The 20,016-nt window shown below is 50.2% G+C and carries 19 protein-coding genes and 5 tRNA genes; 3 read left to right on the forward strand and 21 right to left on the reverse strand.

The window, feature by feature from the left end:
• Positions 1 to 51 precede the first annotated feature (51 nt).
• From H8L47_RS20520 to H8L47_RS20530, 3 genes are all read right to left on the reverse strand, one after another.
• Positions 52 to 1,881: a zinc ribbon domain-containing protein gene (locus H8L47_RS20520; RefSeq protein ID WP_186955468.1), complete on the reverse strand. Its 1,830-nt coding sequence runs from the start codon at positions 1,879 to 1,881 to the stop codon at positions 52 to 54.
• Between the two features lie 54 nt (positions 1,882 to 1,935).
• Complete coding sequence (locus H8L47_RS20525) at positions 1,936 to 3,051, reverse strand: zinc-ribbon domain-containing protein (protein WP_186955469.1); 1,116 nt, start codon at positions 3,049 to 3,051, stop codon at positions 1,936 to 1,938.
• Between the two features lie 1,009 nt (positions 3,052 to 4,060).
• Positions 4,061 to 4,669, reverse strand: coding sequence for a TetR/AcrR family transcriptional regulator (locus H8L47_RS20530; protein WP_230413842.1), 609 nt, complete (start codon positions 4,667 to 4,669; stop codon positions 4,061 to 4,063).
• 331 nt (positions 4,670 to 5,000) lie between these two features.
• On the opposite strand from H8L47_RS20530, the gene H8L47_RS20535 reads away from it, so the two are divergent.
• Positions 5,001 to 5,768 carry a substrate-binding periplasmic protein gene (locus H8L47_RS20535; protein WP_186955470.1) on the forward strand — a complete coding sequence of 256 codons (768 nt, stop codon included), beginning with the start codon at positions 5,001 to 5,003 and terminating at the stop codon, positions 5,766 to 5,768.
• 81 nt (positions 5,769 to 5,849) lie between these two features.
• On the opposite strand, the gene H8L47_RS20540 is transcribed toward H8L47_RS20535, so the two are convergent.
• From H8L47_RS20540 to H8L47_RS20550, 3 genes are read right to left on the reverse strand one after another with little or no spacing between them, the layout of a single operon-like run.
• Entirely contained in the window at positions 5,850 to 6,698 is an 849-nt protein-coding gene (locus H8L47_RS20540) for a M48 family metallopeptidase (RefSeq protein ID WP_186955471.1), read from the reverse strand.
• Between the two features lie 10 nt (positions 6,699 to 6,708).
• Positions 6,709 to 7,230 carry an SH3 domain-containing protein gene (locus H8L47_RS20545; RefSeq protein ID WP_186955472.1) on the reverse strand — a complete coding sequence of 174 codons (522 nt, stop codon included), beginning with the start codon at positions 7,228 to 7,230 and terminating at the stop codon, positions 6,709 to 6,711.
• A complete protein-coding gene (locus tag H8L47_RS20550; protein WP_186955473.1) occupies positions 7,227 to 9,110 on the reverse strand; it encodes an adenylate/guanylate cyclase domain-containing protein in 1,884 nt (627 codons plus the stop codon). Before H8L47_RS20550 ends, H8L47_RS20545 begins: the two co-directional genes overlap by 4 nt.
• Positions 9,111 to 9,397: 287 nt before the next feature.
• Here H8L47_RS20550 and H8L47_RS20555 point away from each other — a divergent pair, with 287 nt between their 5' ends.
• Together H8L47_RS20555 and H8L47_RS20560 are read left to right on the forward strand one after the other, a co-directional pair.
• Entirely contained in the window at positions 9,398 to 10,126 is a 729-nt protein-coding gene (locus H8L47_RS20555) for a hypothetical protein (protein ID WP_186955474.1), read from the forward strand.
• Between the two features lie 44 nt (positions 10,127 to 10,170).
• Positions 10,171 to 11,274: an acyltransferase family protein gene (locus H8L47_RS20560; protein ID WP_186955475.1), complete on the forward strand. Its 1,104-nt coding sequence runs from the start codon at positions 10,171 to 10,173 to the stop codon at positions 11,272 to 11,274.
• A 24-nt stretch (positions 11,275 to 11,298) separates the two neighbouring features.
• On the opposite strand, the gene H8L47_RS20565 is transcribed toward H8L47_RS20560, so the two are convergent.
• The 15 genes from H8L47_RS20565 to H8L47_RS20635 all read right to left on the reverse strand — a co-directional run bounded on the left by H8L47_RS20565 (position 11,299) and on the right by H8L47_RS20635 (position 19,994).
• Positions 11,299 to 11,664 carry an agenet domain-containing protein gene (locus H8L47_RS20565; RefSeq protein ID WP_186955476.1) on the reverse strand — a complete coding sequence of 122 codons (366 nt, stop codon included), beginning with the start codon at positions 11,662 to 11,664 and terminating at the stop codon, positions 11,299 to 11,301.
• 259 nt (positions 11,665 to 11,923) lie between these two features.
• Positions 11,924 to 12,157, reverse strand: coding sequence for a hypothetical protein (locus H8L47_RS20570; protein WP_186955477.1), 234 nt, complete (start codon positions 12,155 to 12,157; stop codon positions 11,924 to 11,926).
• A gap of 240 nt (positions 12,158 to 12,397) precedes the next feature.
• Positions 12,398 to 12,490, reverse strand: a tRNA-Leu gene (locus H8L47_RS20575).
• A 75-nt stretch (positions 12,491 to 12,565) separates the two neighbouring features.
• A tRNA-Cys gene (locus tag H8L47_RS20580) sits at positions 12,566 to 12,639 on the reverse strand.
• A 109-nt stretch (positions 12,640 to 12,748) separates the two neighbouring features.
• Positions 12,749 to 12,824, reverse strand: a tRNA-Gly gene (locus tag H8L47_RS20585).
• A gap of 36 nt (positions 12,825 to 12,860) precedes the next feature.
• Positions 12,861 to 12,936, reverse strand: a tRNA-Gly gene (locus tag H8L47_RS20590).
• A 51-nt stretch (positions 12,937 to 12,987) separates the two neighbouring features.
• Positions 12,988 to 13,063 (reverse strand) — tRNA-Gly (locus H8L47_RS20595).
• Positions 13,064 to 13,132: 69 nt separating this feature from the next.
• A complete protein-coding gene (pgsA, locus tag H8L47_RS20600) occupies positions 13,133 to 13,717 on the reverse strand; it encodes a CDP-diacylglycerol--glycerol-3-phosphate 3-phosphatidyltransferase (protein ID WP_186955566.1) in 585 nt (194 codons plus the stop codon).
• Between the two features lie 76 nt (positions 13,718 to 13,793).
• Complete coding sequence (uvrC, locus tag H8L47_RS20605) at positions 13,794 to 15,674, reverse strand: excinuclease ABC subunit UvrC (RefSeq protein ID WP_186955478.1); 1,881 nt, start codon at positions 15,672 to 15,674, stop codon at positions 13,794 to 13,796.
• A gap of 33 nt (positions 15,675 to 15,707) precedes the next feature.
• Positions 15,708 to 16,109 (reverse strand): holo-ACP synthase, encoded by a 402-nt coding sequence (gene acpS, locus H8L47_RS20610; protein ID WP_186955479.1) that lies wholly within the window; start codon positions 16,107 to 16,109, stop codon positions 15,708 to 15,710.
• Position 16,110: 1 nt separating this feature from the next.
• Positions 16,111 to 16,881, reverse strand: coding sequence for a pyridoxine 5'-phosphate synthase (pdxJ, locus tag H8L47_RS20615; protein ID WP_186955480.1), 771 nt, complete (start codon positions 16,879 to 16,881; stop codon positions 16,111 to 16,113).
• Positions 16,878 to 17,738: a DNA repair protein RecO gene (gene recO, locus H8L47_RS20620; protein ID WP_186955481.1), complete on the reverse strand. Its 861-nt coding sequence runs from the start codon at positions 17,736 to 17,738 to the stop codon at positions 16,878 to 16,880. Before recO ends, pdxJ begins: the two co-directional genes overlap by 4 nt.
• 8 nt (positions 17,739 to 17,746) lie before the next feature.
• Entirely contained in the window at positions 17,747 to 18,649 is a 903-nt protein-coding gene (era, locus tag H8L47_RS20625) for a GTPase Era (protein WP_186955482.1), read from the reverse strand.
• Positions 18,650 to 18,656: 7 nt separating this feature from the next.
• Positions 18,657 to 19,577: a ribonuclease III gene (gene rnc / locus H8L47_RS20630; RefSeq protein ID WP_186955483.1), complete on the reverse strand. Its 921-nt coding sequence runs from the start codon at positions 19,575 to 19,577 to the stop codon at positions 18,657 to 18,659.
• A gap of 9 nt (positions 19,578 to 19,586) precedes the next feature.
• Positions 19,587 to 19,994: a DUF4845 domain-containing protein gene (locus tag H8L47_RS20635; RefSeq protein ID WP_186955484.1), complete on the reverse strand. Its 408-nt coding sequence runs from the start codon at positions 19,992 to 19,994 to the stop codon at positions 19,587 to 19,589.
• Between the last annotated feature and the right edge of the window lie 22 nt (positions 19,995 to 20,016).

Genomic DNA, 20,016 nt, shown 5'->3' on the forward strand with positions numbered 1-20,016 from the left:
AAAAGCATTATCACTTAACCAATTTAAGATAAGGCATACGGCCTAGATAATTCAGGCCGTAGCTACACGATTGCCACATTCCCCGCAAAAGCTGGCATCCACATCCACCGAAGCACCACAGGCCCGGCATGCCTGCATGGTCTTGACCTTATTCATCGCTGCGGCGTATTGCCTTTTCTCTTTCTCGCTATGGTCTGGCAACTGCTGCTTTCCCGACGCCAAGGCAGAAGCCTTAGCAGTGTTAGCAGCAGGATCAGCAATCATCTGATTCATCATGCCAACTTTTTCTGCACGTTCCAAGTCTTTAGCCGAGGTCGGTGCCACCACCATGGAATTTTGTTCGGCAAAGCATTTCAGACTCTGCGCCAGTTCATCGGCATACGCTGGCAAACCGCGCATTCCAGTCATTTGACGAAGCGAGTCGCGGCCAAAAATAACAGTATCGATTTCTGACACCCATACACGCAAGGTCATGGATTCTATGTTGATGACCTTTTTACTGGTTTGCAGATTGCCAGAGATTTGATTGCCCAACTGGACACTGGCGGATTCAAAACTGCCCTGTATGTCAACCCAGATCAGTTTCGAGACGAAATCAAAACGTCCCCAGAGTACATGCGCAGCACGGTAACAGTACATGCCCACGCCAAAAAAACTGCAAGTCAGGGTGAAGTTGGTCCATACCGTCTCGCTGGCCAGAATGGCGCGCGTCAGCCATACAGCCATCAGAGTGCCGCTGGCAATTAAAACGAAGGCCAGACCAGTCAAGCACGTCAGCCAGAAAAATTCTTTGGTGGCAAGCGCATGTTGAAGACTTTCTGCCACCTTGCCCACTTGCGGGCACGGCTGGGTTTCTTCAAAAATTTCAGCTGTGAACTGCCCTTGCGGACCTTCGATAATGGGTGAACGACGCGAATATTTACGGTTAGGCGTGCGACTAAACCATTTCTCCATCAATATCCTGTCGAGCTCTTCCAATAATTTATTTGGATGGGCATTCATGGTTACCGTTTCTACCACACGCGCCGCACCAATGACCTGAGGAGTGGCTAGCAACTGATTTTTCAATGCCAGACCAAAAACCGCGCAAGCAGCCAATGCACAAAACATGGTGAGCAAGACCACGCCATTTACCGACAGGTTATCAACCGGCGGCAAATGAGATGCCAACAAGCCCAGTACGACAGGCCCGAGTACCGCCAGTACAATCAGGATGATAAGACTGCTGATACCCACATTGGCGGTTTCCTTGATCGCACCAGTCGTGGTGGCGGTGCGAGCAACCATCGGGCGCATGATCTGAAAAAACACAAATGCACCATACACCAGCCCTATCCAGGCATTAGCCGCACCTTGACCAAACACTAGCCAGCAAAATAAAAAGCTGATCAATGTCGCAGTCAAAGACAGAAAATTATAAAACTGTGTCTGCGCAGAATACTGGATGACAATGGGCGCAAATATCAATTGCGGCACCCAGGAATACAACAAGCCATTCAAGGGCCCGTTTGGCTCTTTAAGTGAAATCGCATTCTGCCTGAGGTTTTCTTTGTAGTGACGGGCATATTCTGAATCCCCGTCTTTGTCCGCAGGCAGCAGCGGTGCCAGACTTTCAGGGCGATTACGTCCAAAGAAATAGCGCAGCTGCGAAAACGCACGTGCCAATAATAATATCCCGAACAACAGCAGGATGATGGCGATCCCCAGTACTGCAAAGACCGGCAAATCTGGCGCAGACGCCAAGCGCCCACGTATATCAAACATGACCCAGGTGCCAGCCAAAATCAGCAATCCGCCAGAAATCATGCTGGCAAGATTTTCTACCTTATAGGGATTGGGAAACTCAAATAACTGGCTTTCCGGATTGAATTCATAGCTCATGCGCGCAACTCTTTATTTGAAATATGTTTGTACTATTGGTTGTTTAGCAGCGACTTATTCGCCTTGCAAGCGCCGGGCCTTTTTTATTCTGGCTTTGGCAGCATCATTATTTGGATCCAGGGCCAGCGCGCTTTGTGCGGTAGCAATGGCACGGTCATAATCACCGTTAGCGAGAAAACTATCTGAGCGCGCCAGCAAAGCTGCTACCTGCCCCTGGCTCATCCCGCCACCGAAGGGGGTGGGCATGCCGCGCGAAAATTCTTGATGTTGCGCATTCAGGTTGCGCTGGCGCTTGCCAGATGCAGGTAACACCTCATCAAAATCTTCCTCGTCATCGAAATCATCCTCATTTTTCTTTTTGGTATTCTTTTTCGCATTCTGTGCTAATGCAACGGGAACTGAAGCTGCAGCTGGTTCAGGAGCTGTCGTCATCTGTGTCGCCGAACTAGCAACAATTGGCGGATTCTGCATCCCTGGCATGTCTGTCTTAGCGCCTGTCGCAGAACTCACCACCGTGTCTGCTATTGGTGCCGATGCGCTCGGAGCAGACTCACTGGCTGATGCCGAAGCTGTAGCAATAGCGCTGCTATCCGCTTGCACCGTTTCAGTAGTTGCTACTAAAGAGCTACCTGGCGAAAACCAAAAATAGCCGCCCGCCAGTACACTGACCAGCAGCAATAAGCTGACCGCAATTGCCACCAACTGCGATACCGGCATACTTGCTTTCATAATGTCACCAGGGATTACCGTATCAGGCGAGTTGCTTTTCTTGTCTAGTTCGACTGGCTTGCTGACAGGTACCTCCGTTTGCAATACCTCTGTGGCAGCAGGCACTTCTATCGCCTGAACCAGAGATGGCGCTGGCGATGATGACAAAGCCGCTTGAGCGGGTTCGCCATCAAGATCAAGAGTCGCAGGACTGATTTCATCCAGATCCAGGCTCAACTCTGTGAGCGCATCGTGACTGGAAGCAGACAAGTCAAGCTGCGTCAGCGGGACTGAGTCTTTGAAAATTTCATCATGAATATCAATACCATGGGTTTCGCTTGAAGCAGACGGTGTAGAGCCAGCCACACTGCTATTAGCATTAACACTGATGGATGATCCACAGGATTTGCAAAACTTGGCCCCGTCTTTATTCTCAGTACCGCAGTTTTCGCAATTGAGCATTCGTGTTCACCTTGATTAATTGATATGGCATGATCTCAGAAAATTGCCATATATTCAACCAGGCATGTAATGCCTTATACAGTTTGTACGACTACAGGCACAGCAACCATACGGTGCATGAAATACATCATGAATGCAGTAATCAACACCGTAAACACCAGAATATCACCCAGCAATCAAAATACAGGATAGCTCCTCCACCTGCAGGCTGACTGACGATCATGCCAGCAACCACGGAGCCAACAACACAGATAATTTGTTGCATGGACGAGTTAATCGCCATGAACGAACTACGACTATCAGCGGCTGGCACGGCCAACATCATTGCCTGGGCCTGAATGATGCGTGAAAAAATCCCGACGAACAGCAGGAGATTGACAAAGATGACCAAAAGTAAAGGAGTAACACCAAGACGGGTATAACCTGGCTAGCAGCAAATGCTGTTTACAATATACCCATCACCCTGCCACGCATCGAGAATGGGAACAAGCCTGTCGTGATCACCAGTACGATGTCACCAATGACACCACCAAACAAACCCGTCACTATGCGTGTAAACAAGAGGAAGTAAAAATTAGGCGCAATACCGCAAAGGTAAGTGCTGATGATAAAGCCTGTGTAAAAGAACAGTAATAGGGCTTGCGCAAAACCGCCCCAGCTGCGTTGCAGCTCCTAGCCGTACTAAAGTACTGCCTTCGTCGCTGACGCCTTGCTGGGACAATTTTGCGTAAGTCCTAAGTAAGAGTCTATTACAGTCAAATCGGTCAGCAAAACCCGCTGCCGCAAAGCCTGCGATACCTGCACTTAAGGCATAGGCAGATACCACCACACCAAACTGTGAAGCTGAGGCTATTGCCCATTTTATCCTGGATGCCTTTCATCGCTCAAAAGATAGTGAAGACCCCAGGGCTTCACTGCATGCCTTGTTCAGTCTCATTAAGAATGGCTGGAAAGAATAGAACTCTCAGGAGTCAGGTTCCATCAAAAGCCTTACACCTTAAAGAAAGATTCAGGCTGGTGCTTGTGCCGCCAGACTATTTTCTATAAAAGCCCGGGCAGTAGTAGCTGCATAGCCTTGTGGCATGATATCCCCCGCTGCACTAGCGAGTTGAAACGCCCCCTCTATAAAAGCGAGCAGGCCTGCAGCCAGTTCAGGCACGCTACTGATAGCCTTCTTCTGGTCTTGCAGGCACGCAGTTAACAAAGCCTGTATCAGAAATAATTCAGCCGCAATTGCCTCCTGAAACACCGCACGCACTTCCGGCTGCCGGACAGCTTCAGCACCTATCACCACCCAGGCAGAGACAGCTTCAGGCATCGCACCTTCTCCTTTGGCCAGACGTGCATTGATATACGCCAGCAATTTTTCCTGTGCGGTCTTGGCGGTTGCCGCCAGCAAGTCATAGCGCGCCCGTGACATCGTCGCCAGCAACTTGACCAGATAAAGCAGTATCTCGCCCTTGCTCTTGAAATGATAATGAATCAAACCCGGTGCAAGGCCAGCCTGTTTGGCAATTGCCAATATGGTAGCTTTTTCATAGCCATGCTCCGCCATGACAGACAACAAGGCAAAAACGATCTCTTTACGACGCTGCTCGGTATTGGATTTTCTCGACATTGTGAAGACCTGCTTACAATTTTGGTTATCAAACCAAATTCTACTTGGTTTCAAGGGATTGCAAACAAAGTATTCTGAACACAAGAACAAACAAAATTCGGACTATTGCAGACTACAATCAGGCCGGAGCAAAACACGAATGTTGGAACAGCATTCAGATGTCCATCTCATGGCATAAGCTGATTCCGTTATGTCTACATAAAAACCAATCTGCTTATCAAAATGCAATGCCATTTCATTGCACCACTTTTTAGAAATATCAATTGGCTTTAGCCTGTTGTCGAGAACACCTATGTTGCACCGCTTTAAACGGTTTATCTGCCTTCTATTTTTGTCAGCATTCGCACTATTGCCAGCATTTGCCAATGCAAGCAAACCGGACAACGACAAGCCTGTGATCAAACTCTTTCTACAAGAAAGCCTGGACATCCATGGCCGGCAATTGCCCTTGGACCGTGATCTGGAAGCCATACTGATTTATTTCGAGCGAGAATCAGGCTTGCATTTTGATAAACAGTTATTGCCGTGGAACCGCGCGCAACTCATGGCGCAAAACGGTGAGGGCATCGTCTTTGGCATCTCAAAATCGCCAGAGCGCCTCAAGCTGCATCACTTTTCCATTCCCGTCGTCAGTGAAAAAATATGGGCGATTACTTATGGCAATCCGCGCCCTAACTTCCAGTCCATAGAAGACTTGCGCGGCAAAACCGTTAGTATAGGCCGTGGTTTCAGCCACGGCATGGATTTTGAAAAAGCCAAAAACGTCCTCTTCAAGGTGCAGGAAGATTCTGCCTCTTCGGCTGCTCGCTTTAAGAAACTCATGAACCGCCGCAGCGACATCATGCTCTGGCCAGTACGTCAATTGCAGAGCGCAAGCCAGGTAGAAGCTTACCTGCGCGACCAGCTCATCCCCAGCTTCAATGACCCTGAACTGACTGGAAAAACTTTTTATGTCTCTGCCAAACCTGTGTTTTATGACACTACCCATTTCGCCGCAGCGAATGGCAAATATGAAGCGGAAATGGAAAAATTGAATGTGGTGATACGCAAGGGAACAGCAAATGGCAAATTACCTAAATTGCTAACGAAGTTTTACTGACAGCGAGACACTCACTACCTTAAAAAAACGCTGCCCTGGACACAAGCCAGGGCAGCGTTTTTTACACATAAAATTATTCAATCAACGGCTAAACTCTTTGACCCGTTCTTCAAAAGAACGCCCCTGCGATCCATTACTGGAATCAAACCGGGTCCGCATGACTTTATCGAGGCTATCCAATCTGTCTGCAGGTGAAGGATGCGTTTCAAACAGCAAACTGAAATTACCATCTTGCGCACTTTGCGACTGCAAGGTTTGTATCACGGCGGGCAAACCATAAGGATCAAAGCCTGCACGGGCTGCGATCACGACGCCGATACGATCAGCTTCATATTCATCACTCTTGTCCAGGCCCTTTGCATACATATCTTTAAAAGCATTGGCAGCGAAGGTTTTGAGATTGGCATCCCATTTCAACTGTGATGCAGCCAGATCAGCAAAAACCCCCATGCCACCAGTATTTCGCATTGCATTCAGATGATGCTTGCGCAGGACGTGGGCAATCTCGTGCGCCAGTACTCCAGCCAATTCAGATTCACTACGCATGCGTGCCAACAAACCCCTGGTCACAAAAATATTCCCTCCTGGCGTAGCAAAGGCATTGAAGCCTACATCATCAAGCACGCCAAACGTCCACGGCAAGTCCGGTCTTTCTGTTTGCAATGCCAACCAGCGGCCCAGGGTATTTACATAGCGCTGCAAAGCAGGATCATTCACCAAAGGTTTGGCGCCCAACAAACTGGCGGCAAACTCCTGGCCCAAGGCAATTTCTTTTGGCTCGTCAATTTCCTTGGTCTTATCGACTAAATTTTTTGCGCCCTCAGCAAGATTTTTCACGTTGCCAGGTAACTTGTTGAGAAAATCTCCAAACTGTGCCATCGCTGGACCGGAGAACACCATAATGATGCTGGCGATCAGTATTTTTTTCACGATGCGCATATTAATTATTCTCCCGTTTGCCAATATTGTTTTGATCGATGTACTCAACATTTGCTGCATACAAATTGGATCTTTGGGCGAACGTGCGTGCACCATCCTTGCCAACGACATTGGCGTGCATTTTTTCCAGTTCAGAATAATTCGGCGAAGCCCTGCGCAAGTCTTCCTTATCCAGGCCCTTGACACCTGTACCAACTGTCCCTGTATTCGAGGTCCGCCCTCCCGTCATCAATGAACCCAGTACATTGCCGCCAGCAGCGGGCGCAACATTACTGCCAGTGGTCGCATCCAGGCGCAAAGCAGTCATCCTGACCCAGCCCGCTTGACCAGAAGAAGTTTTGACCTGGGTCCAGGCACCATTGCGCTGCATGACGTCAACTCTGGTCTGGTTTGCCAATGTGCCGATGATTGAAGCATCGGCACTGGCCTTGTCCATTAGCTCTGTGGATTTGGAAGTTGTCGCTGACTCAGCAAAAGCATTGCCTGCCAACATCACTGCTGCAATTAAAAATGGTAGTTTCATGAGTTCTTCCTCAGAGGTTCGTACAATTCAACTTCAGCAGCCCTGCCCTTGACGGCAAACAAGCCACGCAAACTAAAAGCGAGATCAGCACTACCACAGGCCAGCATGGTTTCTTTGGTCACCAGCACGCGGGCGACACCCTTGGTTAAGCCTTCTACCCGACTAGCCAGGTTGACGGTATCTCCAATGGCGGTGTAATCAAGCTTGCGTTTGGCACCAATAAAGCCTACCACAGCCGCCCCTGTGTGTACACCGATGCCAACATCAAAGTCAGACAAGTCTGAGCCTTCTGCTGCCAGTTCTTGCCTGAAGGCAAGCAGATTCTCCTGCATTTCCATAGCGGCCGCCACGGCATGGCTGGCATGCTGAGGGTCATCCACAGGCGCGCCCCAGAATGCCATGATGCAGTCACCAATAAATTTATCCAGGGTGCCGCCATGCCGCCACACCACCTCGACCTGATGTTCAAAATAGCGGTTCAGCAGTTTCACGACTTCATCAGGCGTCTTAGTTTCCGACAAACTGGTGAAGCCACGTATATCAGAAAACAGCACCGTAATCTGGCGCGTCTGGCCTGACAGGCTTTCCACCGTTTCACCATGTTCGACAATCTTGCGAACCACTTCAGGATTCAGGAAACGGCCAAACAGCGAAACAGTGCGGTCACGAGTACGGCGCTCGCGCAAGTAGCCCGCAAGAGCTGCCAATAAAAACCAAGTCCAGGAAAAAATTACTGGCGTCACTACCGGCAACATCCAGTGATGCTCAACCATTTGGTCAGCAAGATAGACCGCCCCCATCGTCAACACCAGCAAGGCACTGCCAGTCATACCAGGATGCCAGCGCCGCCTGAATGCCAGCACCAGGAAGGAGATCATCGTCACCCCGGCCAACATAGGCCAGACAAGCGCGACACGCCTTATGCTGCGGCCATTCTTGAGGTTATCCAAAGCCACCGCCAAAATATCGACGCCTGGATAACCAGGCTCCAGCGGTGTCAGGTGATGATCAAACAATCCAGCCGCAGAGGAACCGATGATGATGATTTTATTGTGGAATAATTTACCCAGTTTAGCTTCATCCTCTGCCGATAAATTTGGGCGTTGTTCTGTCAGCGTTTTAAACAAGTCTGCATACGCAAAACGCTTATGCCCCTGAGCAGGCCAGAATATTTGGAAGTCAGCGCCTGGTGGCAGCTTGCCACCCAGGTCAGCCACCACCCGCGCAGGCAGCGAAGGTAAACGCCAGCCATCAATATCAGAATACAGACCATACCGCCGCACCACACCATCTGCGTCGTTCAGGCTATTCACCAATCCCAGACGCCAGGCACTGGGCTCAATTGCCAGAGGCAGTTGCATGGAGAGCCTTGTATTGGTTTTACCAGGCTGCCGGATGGCAAATGCATCGGCCAGCTCGGTCATTGCTACCGTCGCATTACTCTTGCTTTCCTGCAGCAACAACACCTGCTGATAGGCATGCGAAAAATCCCTGATCTGCCCGGATAAAAATGCATCGCTCTTGGGCGCTGCCAGATCACGCTCCTGAAAACTGATATCGAACACGACAGCCCTGGGAGAAAATCCGGCAAGTGCCTCCAGCAAGAAACCATGGATTTCACGCTTCCACACCCACAAACCGGCGATCTTCTGCATGCCTAACATACTGGCATCATCAATATCCACCACCACGATATCAGGATCCGGCTGATAAGCCGGTGCATGACGCCGCAAATAGACATCCCCAAGCCGGGACTCTGTAGTCGCCAGCAAATGCAGACCAAACAACTCAACACCCATCATTGTCACCAGGAACAAAGTCAGTGCGGTATACCACCGTAAAGTAGCACTACCGATAAATGGGAAAAATTTTTTGAGCATGTCGCAGGAGAGAAGTAAAACACGCTAATGAATGCTGACCGAGTTTATCCGGAATTTTCCGTAGCAATGGTCAGCAACAGTGACAAATAATTAAAATACAACGTTTAATGTTGATATGTATACCTCTCATCACATGGCTACACTGAAATACTGCCTGATGTCAGATAAAAAACCACAATCCTGTTTCCATGCCAGCAGGAAAACAGTTCTGATATGATACCGCCGCCTCGTGTATTTTATGAATGACACAGGGCCATTTCTCATTTCATGTATCGGCAAAACTCTCTATGATTGCACTTCATCGCCTCCCTCAATTTTGCCTTGCCATCCTGCTGTGCAGCTCGCCAATCTGGTCACAGGCGCAGCAAATCGCGCCTGGCGAATACCTGAGTGAGGGAGCCTATAGTAAATTGAATATTACATCTAACAGTGCAGGCAAACTCAACTTCAGCATTTACTCCGAGGGTGAAGGTTCATGCTCGATGAAAGGCGAAATCATCGCAGGCAAGGCAACACTGCGCAAAAGTGGCATGAAACAAAGCTGCGTTTTGCGCTTCACCCAGAAAAAGACTGACATCGAATTAGATGGAAGTATCGACATATGCGAACAAAATTATTGTGAACTGGCCAGCATAGCCAACCAGTATTTCAAGCCAGCAGGATGCAGCGCTCCTGAGCGTAGCCAGGCTCGCAAAGAATTCAAAGCCTTGTACGACAAAAAAGAATACTCAGCAGCCATGGCCAAACTCGACCCCGTCTTTGTCAATTGCGGCAAAATTCTTGAACCCCTGGAGATGGGCTGGGTGCGCAATGACCTTGCGTTGGTGCAAAACAAATTGCACATGCCAGACCGCTGCCTCGCGACACTGCAGCCACTCGCAGAGGACGCCGCATCACCAGACAACGCGATCATCAATAATTGCGAGATATGCACCGATGAATTCAATAAAAAATATCTGTCCATGATCAAGGCCACACGCACCAATTTGAAACTCTGCCAGACAAATAAAAAATAAACACCAAGGCCCGGTCTCCATCTACCCAAGCATAGACGCACCTCATGCAAGCCAAAAGAATCAACGGCCTCGACACCCTGCGCGCCCTCGCCATCTTGCTGGTATTGATGTCGCACTACTGCGGCTTTGTCAGCAAACGTCAGACCTTTGGCTTCGCAGGCGACATAGGCTGGGCAGGCGTGGACTTATTTTTTGTGCTGAGCGGCTATCTCATCGGCAACCAGATCATGTCTGCCGCTGCCTATGGTCAGGCGCTGTCACTGAAGAATTTTTTCGCCAGACGCCTGCTGCGCACCCTGCCCAATTACTATGTCGTGCTGGCCGCGTATTTTATTTTTCCGGTAGCACTAAGCGGGCGCAGCACATCATCGCTATGGCAATTCCTCACATTCACCCAAAACATAGGCCTGGAATATGGACAAACCTTCACCCACTCCTGGTCGCTGTGCATAGAAGAACAGTTTTACCTGATACTGCCTATAGTCAGCGTCATCCTGGTCAGACTTAAGAGCCCAATCTGGCTGGCATGGGGCCTACTCATCGCCGCAATAGGTGGCGGCATGGCATTTCGCGCAGTGGCATATATGCACGGTCACGATGCTTTTGATGCAGAGGTCTACTATTCCAGCTTTGGCCGCTTTGACGAACTACTCCCCGGCGTCGCCATCGCCATGCTCAAGAATTTTCATACGAGCTTATACGACAGACTCATGCGCCATGGACAGGCACTGCTGATCACCGGCCTGCTCGCCGCTGGCGGCACCCTGTATTGCATCAACAGCGACGACTACAACGAGCTGATGATCGTCAACTCACTGGGATTCTCACTCATCGCCATCAGCTTCGCCATCCTCACCCTGGCTGCCCTCAGCCCCAACAGCTACCTGCACCGCCTGCGTCTGCCGGGTGCCGCGCAACTGGCGCTGTGGTCGTATGCGGTCTATCTGGTGCATAAACCTGTGTTCATGCTGATAGGTGAGCAGTTAGCCAAGCGACACATCAATGCGAATGCGCCGCTGACTATTGTTCTGGTTACTGCAGCGGGGATATTTGGCGGGTGGTTGTTGTATAGACTGGTGGAGACACCGTTCATGCGGATAAGGGAGAAATGGTTTCCGGGCCCAAATCAGAGGGCCCAGATAAATTGAATCATGTTGGTGGTGCTTGTAGAACTAGCGCACCTGTATGCGTGACAGGGGAACAATCTCATTGTCATCACTTGTGTAGCCATCGTAGCCGATGAGATAGCTGGTGCCTTCTTTCTTTATCACACGGCCTGGATACCAGTCGCCCTTCCACAATACCTTGATTTTGAGTCTTTCTGGCCCCACCCACTCATCATCATCAGCGGTATAACCAACATAAGTAATCTTGCACTTATCAGGGGCAGCCTCAGTAATCGTTGCCTTGTACCAATCACCTTTCCACAGCACCTGCGTCGCTCGCCCCACCGTGCATAGTTCTGCAAATGCCGAGGTTGAAAGACTCAAGGCAAGTATTGCCAGTGAAGACCGGAATGCAGATTTTTTAAAATTCATCACAAGCTCCTCAAAGTGGGTAAGTAGGTAGGGACAACGACAGACTTATTAAAGCGATATCGCGCCAGTTATTTTAGGACCAGGAAAGCAGATATGCAAACAGAGAATCGCACAAATCAAAGCGCCAATGCCCATGCAAATAAAGCGATCGATAATCTTGCGACCAGCTATCGGCAAACATGACAGGCTAGACAGCTCTAAGAAACTGGCTTTCGCTCCACCTGAACCTGATAGCCATACGCCGTCAAAACAACAACTGCTAAACAGAGGTGGCTAAAATTGATTCAATACTATTGATGTCCAGATAAGCGTCTTGAAATGATTTTCCACTCGGATTAACAATCCGAATTTTTACAATTTTCGAAGTATCACTTATTTCCCTGACATAGCCGAAATGGGATGTTCCACTTTTCATGTGAATTGTTACCGCATTTTTTTTCTCGTCAGTCGAGGATTTAAAATTTAATGCCAGAACTTCATACATAGATTCCATTTCAGTCTCCATTTTAACTTCGGTTAAGATTCATTCGTCACATAGTGTAATGTTAATTCCATAAAAAACAATGAAATCGCAAAAGTCGATGTGGCAATCATTTTACTAACGGAAAAGATGTGAAACGTATAAACAGGAGAATTTAGGTCAAGCTAAAAGATTTCAAGAGAGCCAAGATCGAGCTAAGCCGTTGAACTCATTGGCTTAACATTCTGTTGTAGGTATTGAAAAATAAGTATGTGGTGCCCGAGGCCGGAATCGAACCGGCACGCCCGCTATTAACGAAGCGGCGGATTTTAAGTCCGATGTGTCTACCAGTTTCACCACTCGGGCCCACTACTACAACCTGCTTAGCGAAACGCTAAGTCGGGTTCTGGAAAAAAAGCGCTCTAAAGCGCTTTTTGTATTTGGAGGCGGGGGTCGGGATCGAACCGGCGTCTACGGCTTTGCAGGCCGCTGCATAACCACTTTGCTACCCCGCCAGGGGTGCTATCTCGGCGTCTCGTCTTGCGTGATTTTATCACGTTTGATGATCGCTGAAATGCGGTGCAACTTGAACAAAAAAGGGAAGCCTTGCTTCCCTTCAGAATCTGGAGCGGGAGAAGAGTCTCGAACTCTCGACCTCAACCTTGGCAAGGTTGCGCTCTACCAACTGAGCTACTCCCGCAGATGTGCTACTGATACTTCAGGTACTACGCCATTTTGGAGCGGGAGAAGAGTCTCGAACTCTCGACCTCAACCTTGGCAAGGTTGCGCTCTACCAACTGAGCTACTCCCGCATTTTTACAACTATATTACTTTACTGCTTTTCGCTGCCGTCCAAAAATTCTTGGAGCGGGAGAAGAGTCTCGAACTCTCGACCTCAACCTTGGCAAGGTTGCGCTCTACCAACTGAGCTACTCCCGCGTTGCGAAGACCAGAATTATATATCATCCAGCCTCTGTGTCAACTACCCAATCAAAGATCATTCCACGATTACTTCATTTTATCGGTGGTTTCCTTGATTAAGGGCCATGCCTTGCGCAGGTAATAGAACATGGACCAGACTGTCAGGATGGCTGCAATCAAGAGCAACCAGGAGCCCAGCATCTTGGTGTCTATCATGCCGAACAGTATGTCATAGTAAAGCAGCATGGGGATAGCAGTCATCTGTGCTGCTGTCTTGATCTTGCCCAGGGAGCTGACAGCCACCGATTTTGAGGCGCCTATCTGTGCCATCCATTCACGCAGAGCAGAGATGGTGATTTCGCGACCGATGATGACGAAGGCGATCACGGCGTTGACGCGGTCAAGTTGCACCAGCACCAGTAAGGCACCTGCGACCATGAGTTTGTCTGCTACGGGGTCGAGGAAGGCGCCGAATGAGGATGTCTGGTCCCATCTGCGTGCCAGGAAACCATCAAACCAGTCGGTGATTGCTGCGACGATAAAAATCGCGGTGGATGCCAAACCTTTTTCAAAGGGGCTTAACCAGAGATCGGGCAAGTAAAAAACACCTACGACCAGCGGTATCAGCGCGACACGTAGCCAGGTCAGCAGGATAGGGAAATTGAAAGGCATGTTGTTGTGGTTTTTATTCGGTTTATGCATCAGGCTCGCTGGCTACAATGCCAGCGCCTGACGCAATTATATTTCCCTATCGCAGCCGCTTGTAAATTTCTTCTGCCAATTGACGAGAAATGCCTTCTACGCTGGCCAAATCAGCGACACTGGCATCGCTGACGCCTTTTAAACCACCAAAACGCACCAGCAGGCGCTGGCGGCGTTTGGGGCCTATGCCTTCTATTTCTTCCAGTTGCGAGGCCTGTCTGGCCTTGTCGCGCTTGGCACGCATGCCTGTGATGGCAAAACGGTGCGCTTCATCGCGGATGTGGGCGATCAGCATGAGGGCGGCAGATTCCTTACCCAACTCCTTTGCTGCGCGGCCATCGACAAACACCAGGGTTTCGAGCCCGACCTTGCGACCCTCGCCTTTGGCGACGCCGACGATGAGGCTAATATCGAGACCAAGCTCGACAAAAACTTGCCGTGCAATTTCAACTTGGCCCTTGCCACCGTCGATCAGGACGATGTCTGGCATGCGGCGCGCATTGGCCTCTTCACCGCCTGCATCACCACTGGCGACTTTCTCATAGCGGCGGAACAGCACCTGGCGCATGGCGGCATAATCATCCCCCCCGGTTATATCCTTGATATTGAAGCGGCGGTATTCACTGTTTTGCATGGCGTGATGATGAAACACCACGCAGGATGCCTGAGTGGCTTCGCCCTGGGTGTGGCTGATGTCAAAACATTCGACGCGCAATTCTTGGAGGTTTTCTATATCCAGTTCCAACACGCTTGCCAAGGCGCGGGTGCGTGCCTGTTGCGAGCCTTGCTCTGACAACATGCGGGCCAGTGCCAGCCTCGCGCCCTTGACAGCCATATCCAGCCAGGCGCGGCGCTGTTCCTGCGGCTGGAAGGACAAATGGATGCGGTGGCCACATTGCTCGGCCAGAGCCAGCATGAGATCAGGTGCATCGAGTTCCACATTCATGACCAGTGTGGAAGGGATGAACTGGTCAACATAGTGCTGCGCCAAAAAGGCGGAGATAACTTCTACTTCGATTTCATTTTCTGCGACGCTGAGGGCATCATCGACATGGGTAGGAAAGTAAGCCCGGTCACCCAGATGCCGCCCACCCCTGACCATGGCCAGGTTGACGCAGGCACGACCGCCCTCCACTACCACCGCGAGGATGTCGATATCGACATCGCCTGCGGTTTCCATGCTTTGCTGATGCAAGACTTTGGACAGGGCCTGCATTTGATTGCGCACGGCTGCTGCCTGTTCGAATTTCAGTTCCATAGAAAAATCCAGCATCTTTTTTTCCAAGGTCTGCATGACTTCAAGCTGGCGGCCACGTAAAAAGTCAGCGGCATTATTAACATCTTGCTGGTAGTCTTCATGCGCAATGATATTGACGCAAGGCGCGCTGCAGCGGCTGATCTGGTGCAGCAGGCATGGGCGGGTACGGTTGGCAAATACGCTGTCTTCGCAACTGCGCAGCAAAAAGACTTTCTGCAAGATCTGCATCGATTCCTTGACTGCCCAGCCTGATGGAAATGGCCCGAAGTACTGATGCTTTTTATCGATCGCACCACGGTAATACATCATGCGTGGTGTTTTTTCTGTGGTGATTTTCAGGTAAGGATAAGACTTGTCATCACGAAACAGGATGTTATAGCGTGGCTTTAAGGCCTTGATGAGGTTGTTTTCGAGGATCAGGGCCTCAGCCTCACTGCGTGTGACAGTGGTTTCAAGCCTGGCGATTTTCTCTACCATCATCGCGATGCGCGGACTGGACAGGTTTTTGAGAAAATAACTGGAGACACGCTTTTTCAAATCACGCGCCTTGCCCACATATAGCACCTGGTCATTGCCATCAAAATAGCGGTACACACCCGGCAGGTTGGGTAATTTTGCAACCAGATCGAGCACTTGCTGGCGTGCTTCTGAGATATTTGGTTCGTTCATGATGCAATCAATCTGCAGCGCTTGTGGAAGTCACTACTTTAGCAGGGATTGCTCAATGATCACAAAAGCGATGGCGTAATCAGTTTCATCGCTGACTGAGATACGTGCGTGTAAACTGCGCTCTTGCATCCATTGCAGCATATTGCCATTCGCTTGCACCACAGGCTGCCCCTGATCGTTATTCAGTGTTTGCACAGCATGCCAGTTCATGGGGTCACGCATACCCATTCCCACAGCTTTCGAAAAAGCTTCTTTTGCGGCAAAGCGGGTGGCCAAATAACGCAGACCGCGCGCTTCGACCAGAGCTTTGCGTTGACGGAAGATGGCTAATTCTTCTGGCCCCAGAGTTTTTTCAGCAAAGCGTTCACCGTTACGCGCCAGGGCTTCTTGCATGCGCGAGATTTGTACGATGTCGGTGCCTATGCCGTAGATCATGTCAGGCTGCTCTGTGCAAAGTCGTCAGGCGGGCTTTGACCATCAAGGCTTTCATATCGCTAATAGCTTTTGCCCAGCCTACAAACAGGGCCTGGGCGACGATGGCATGGCCTATATTCAATTCTGAAATTTCCGGGATGGCAGCAATGGCGGCGGTATTAGTCAAATGCAAGCCATGACCGGCATTTACTTTCAAACCATGGCGTATGCCAGCGATAGCAGCTTGTGATATGCGCGCCAGTTCCAGCGTCTGCGACACAGGATCAAGCGCACCAGCATAGCGGCCAGTGTGGATTTCTATGACGCTTGCACCAACTTCCGAACTGGCTTGTATCTGCTGTTCATCTGCATCGATGAATAATGACACACGTATGCCAGCCGCCTGCAATTGTCTGACTGCGGCCTGCACTTTGGCAAAGTCACGGGCGACATCAAGGCCGCCTTCTGTCGTGACTTCTTCACGGCGCTCCGGCACCAGGCAAACATCTTGCGGCAGGAAGCGGCAAGCCAGATCAAGCATTTCATTATTGACTGCGGTTTCCAGGTTCATGCGTGTCAATAGGCGTGGGCGCAATTGCTCTACATCTGCATCACGAATATGGCGACGATCTTCACGCAGATGCAGGGTAATGCAATCTGCACCCGCCTCTTCTGCCAGCAAGGCGGCTTGCAAAGGGTCTGGATAGGTCGTGCCGCGCGCATTGCGCAGGGTGGCGACGTGGTCAATATTCACGCCCAGTTCTATCAACTGGCTTTGTTGATGGATATTCATAGATTTTGCAAATCGATCAGTATTTGCCGGGTATTTAACGCTGAGCCATGCAAATGATGGGCAAGCAAAAAGCGCATCAGTAGCTTGCTTTGCAGTTGCGTACTTTGCTCAGTATAGTCGCCGCGTTGCATGGCCAGCAAAGTCTTGCCGCTGACTCTGGGCACGCTATCGGCTGGCATGGCTGGCCTGGGGCCGCGCTCCGGGTCCAGCACATAGAATTGCTCTGTCTGCACGCGTTCGCGCTGTTGCGTGCAGCGGGTCAGGTCACCCAGCAGGCCGGATTCGCGCAGTAGTGCGAACTCAAAGCGACGCAGGACGATGGTGGCTGGCTCATCATGGGCAAGCTGGTTCAACGTGGAGACATACAGGTCAAACAAATCCGGGTGCGCTTCATCGCGCATGAGGAACTTGACCAGCAATTCATTGAGGTAAAAGCCACACAGCAAGGCAGATTTTTCTAGCGGCAGCATGCCGCCTACCCAATCTGCTGTCGTTAGCGTTCGGATTTCACCTTTGCCTGTCCACCCCAATTGCAATGGCTGGAAAGTTTGCAAGACACTGCGCAATTGCGAATGCGGGCGCTTTGCACCCTTGGCCACCAGGGCGATGCGACCATGGTCACGCGTTAGCACATCGATGATGAGACTGGTTTCTTTATAGGGCCAGGAATGCAGGACAAAGCCTGGCTGCTCCAGTATGCGCAAGTCTTTGGCAGGGGATTTGCTGGCAACACGTGGCGCGGCTTTGGGTGCCCGTGTGCGGACTGCAGTTTTCTTGGCAGCAGCTGGTGCTGCCGGTACAGCAGCCGCATCTTCAACGGCGCTGTCTTCCTGCACGGCGACTGCCTGCTCATCCATGGATGGTTTTACTCGTAACCGTAAGCACGCAAACCGGCTTCATTGTCTGCCCAGCCAGATTTAACCTTGATCCAGATTTCCAGATACACAGGGCCACCAAACAGCTTTTCCATATCTTGGCGTGACTGGGTCGAGATGTCTTTCAAGCGAGCGCCCTTGTTGCCGATGACCATGGATTTGTGGCCATCCCGATCCACCAGGATGGCGACGAACACACGGCGCAAATTGCCTTCCTGCTCAAATTTTTCTATCAGCACGGTACTGGTGTAAGGCAGTTCGTCACCAACGAAGCGGAACAATTTTTCACGCACGATTTCTGCTGCCAGGAATTTCTCGCTACGGTCTGTGATGTCGTCTTCACCAAACATGGGCGGGTTCAGCGGCAGGTATTTGCGGATTTCACTTTCCAGGTTTTCAAGCTGGAAGCGCAAGGTTGCCGATACTGGCACGATCGCAGCGAAAGGATGGAGTATTGCCACTTTCTGAGCAAATGGCATCATCACAGCTTTGTCTTTAACGCGGTCTGATTTATTGATGACGAGGATACAAGGTACGTCCTTAGGCAGCAAATTAATCACTTGCTGATCAGCCGGACCAAAGGTACCTGCTTCTATGATGTACAAAATCACGTCTGCCGCTGTCAGCGTCGTGGTGACAGTACGGTTCAGCGTGCGGTTCAGTGCATTTGAATGGCGGGTTTGAAAACCCGGCGTATCGATATACACGAACTGGGTATTGTCTTTGGTTTGTATGCCAGTAATACGATGGCGGGTAGTTTGTGCCTTACGTGAGGTAATGCTGACCTTGGCGCCTATCAGGGCGTTCATCAGGGTCGATTTGCCAACGTTAGGTCGCCCGACGATGGCGATGTAACCACAGCGGAAATCAGGATTGTCTATTAATTCAGTCATGCGGTCGTCAGGCAGTCTTAGGGTGAGTCTCAGGGTGAATATCATGGTTCAGCAGTTCGTCTGCTGCAGCCGTGCCGGTAATTCCTTGTACCACTTTTGGCTTGTCAGCCTTGGGTATATCTACATCCAGCAAACTTTTTTGCTTGGCTGATTGCGGTTTGGCTTCTGACACTGCTTCGCCTTGTACTGTCGCAATGCCAGCCAGCTTTAATTGTGAAGCGCGTGGCTTGGCTTTCTTGGCTGCAGGCGAACGTACCAGCATGGCCAGGGCAGTTTCCAGCGCAAGCTTGGCTGCAGCCTGCTCGCCGGCACGGCGGCTACCACCTGTACCAAAAACTTGTATTTCTAATTTTGGCACCAGGCATTCAATTTCAAACTCCTGATTATGTGCCGCACCATGGGTTGCCACCACATTATATTGTGGCAAGGCAATTTTTTTACTTTGCAAAAACTCTTGCAGCAATGTCTTGGCATCCTTGCCCAAGGTAGTTGGATCAACACTTGCCAACACCGGCGCATACAGGGAACGGATGACTTCACGCGCGGCATCAAAGCCGGCATCAAGGAAAATCGCGCCGAACAAGGCTTCCAGCGTGTCTGCCAAAATCGACGGGCGTCGGAATCCGCCGGATTTCAGCTCCCCCTCTCCCAGGCGCAAGAACTGCGACAATTCAATTCTCTGTGCAATTTCATATAACGACTGTTGTTTGACCAGGTTGGCACGTACGCGCGACAAATCACCTTCATCAATATTGGCAAAACTATCGAACAACAGGGATGCGACGACACAATTCAGAACTGAGTCGCCAAGAAATTCCAGACGTTCATTATGCAAAACACTATGACTACGATGTGTCAAAGCCTGCTGCAACAAAGCGGGGTTGCTAAACTGGTGCCCCAGCCTTTTCTGCAATAGTTGTTGATTCATACGCGTAACTTAATCTGCCTTGACAGGTTTGGTAACGACAATACCATTCTTGGCAGTCGTACCTGAATATTCCATCAAGATGCTAGCAGGACCAACCAGAGGGATTTTCTTGGCGTAAGAAAAATGCAGATCAAAACCGCCATCTGTATTCCTGGTAATAATCAGGTCCTTGCCTGAAACAGCGTCGAAATAACCGACCTCTTTTTGCCTGTCGAAAGCAACTTGTATTTCTCTGGGCGTAGAACCAGAATTTTTGGTGCTATTGATGGCCTTCGAAATGGAGTTATATTCGATCATGGTAGGTACAACTTTCATTGCAACCATGGCGACTACGATCACCACAGCCATGGCCATGAGCAAACCGATTAAAGTAATGCCTTTTTGTTTTTGCGCAGAAAAATGTTGATTTTTAGACATAAATATTCAATTCCTGATTAAG

Origin of the sequence: Undibacterium umbellatum, from assembly GCF_014284125.1 — a bacterium.
In the GTDB taxonomy this organism is placed as follows: domain Bacteria; phylum Pseudomonadota; class Gammaproteobacteria; order Burkholderiales; family Burkholderiaceae_D; genus Undibacterium; species Undibacterium umbellatum.

Excerpts from the sequence above, each read along its gene's own strand:
- H8L47_RS20635 (WP_186955484.1), bottom strand. The coding sequence starts at position 19,994 with ATGTCTAAAAATCAACATTTTTCTGCGCAAAAACAAAAAGGCATTACT.
- pdxJ (WP_186955480.1), bottom strand. The coding sequence starts at position 16,881 with ATGAATATCCATCAACAAAGCCAGTTGATAGAACTGGGCGTGAATATT.
- era (WP_186955482.1), bottom strand. The coding sequence starts at position 18,649 with ATGACTGAATTAATAGACAATCCTGATTTCCGCTGTGGTTACATCGCC.
- rnc (WP_186955483.1), bottom strand. The coding sequence starts at position 19,577 with ATGAATCAACAACTATTGCAGAAAAGGCTGGGGCACCAGTTTAGCAAC.
- H8L47_RS20520 (WP_186955468.1), bottom strand. The coding sequence starts at position 1,881 with ATGAGCTATGAATTCAATCCGGAAAGCCAGTTATTTGAGTTTCCCAAT.
- H8L47_RS20560 (WP_186955475.1), top strand. The coding sequence starts at position 10,171 with ATGCAAGCCAAAAGAATCAACGGCCTCGACACCCTGCGCGCCCTCGCC.
- H8L47_RS20570 (WP_186955477.1), bottom strand. The coding sequence starts at position 12,157 with ATGGAATCTATGTATGAAGTTCTGGCATTAAATTTTAAATCCTCGACT.
- H8L47_RS20550 (WP_186955473.1), bottom strand. The coding sequence starts at position 9,110 with ATGCTCAAAAAATTTTTCCCATTTATCGGTAGTGCTACTTTACGGTGG.
- pgsA (WP_186955566.1), bottom strand. The coding sequence starts at position 13,717 with ATGCCTTTCAATTTCCCTATCCTGCTGACCTGGCTACGTGTCGCGCTG.
- H8L47_RS20565 (WP_186955476.1), bottom strand. The coding sequence starts at position 11,664 with ATGAATTTTAAAAAATCTGCATTCCGGTCTTCACTGGCAATACTTGCC.
- uvrC (WP_186955478.1), bottom strand. The coding sequence starts at position 15,674 with ATGAACGAACCAAATATCTCAGAAGCACGCCAGCAAGTGCTCGATCTG.
- acpS (WP_186955479.1), bottom strand. The coding sequence starts at position 16,109 with ATGATCTACGGCATAGGCACCGACATCGTACAAATCTCGCGCATGCAA.
- H8L47_RS20530 (WP_230413842.1), bottom strand. The coding sequence starts at position 4,669 with ATGTCGAGAAAATCCAATACCGAGCAGCGTCGTAAAGAGATCGTTTTT.
- H8L47_RS20545 (WP_186955472.1), bottom strand. The coding sequence starts at position 7,230 with ATGAAACTACCATTTTTAATTGCAGCAGTGATGTTGGCAGGCAATGCT.
- H8L47_RS20555 (WP_186955474.1), top strand. The coding sequence starts at position 9,398 with ATGATTGCACTTCATCGCCTCCCTCAATTTTGCCTTGCCATCCTGCTG.
- H8L47_RS20525 (WP_186955469.1), bottom strand. The coding sequence starts at position 3,051 with ATGCTCAATTGCGAAAACTGCGGTACTGAGAATAAAGACGGGGCCAAG.
- recO (WP_186955481.1), bottom strand. The coding sequence starts at position 17,738 with ATGGATGAGCAGGCAGTCGCCGTGCAGGAAGACAGCGCCGTTGAAGAT.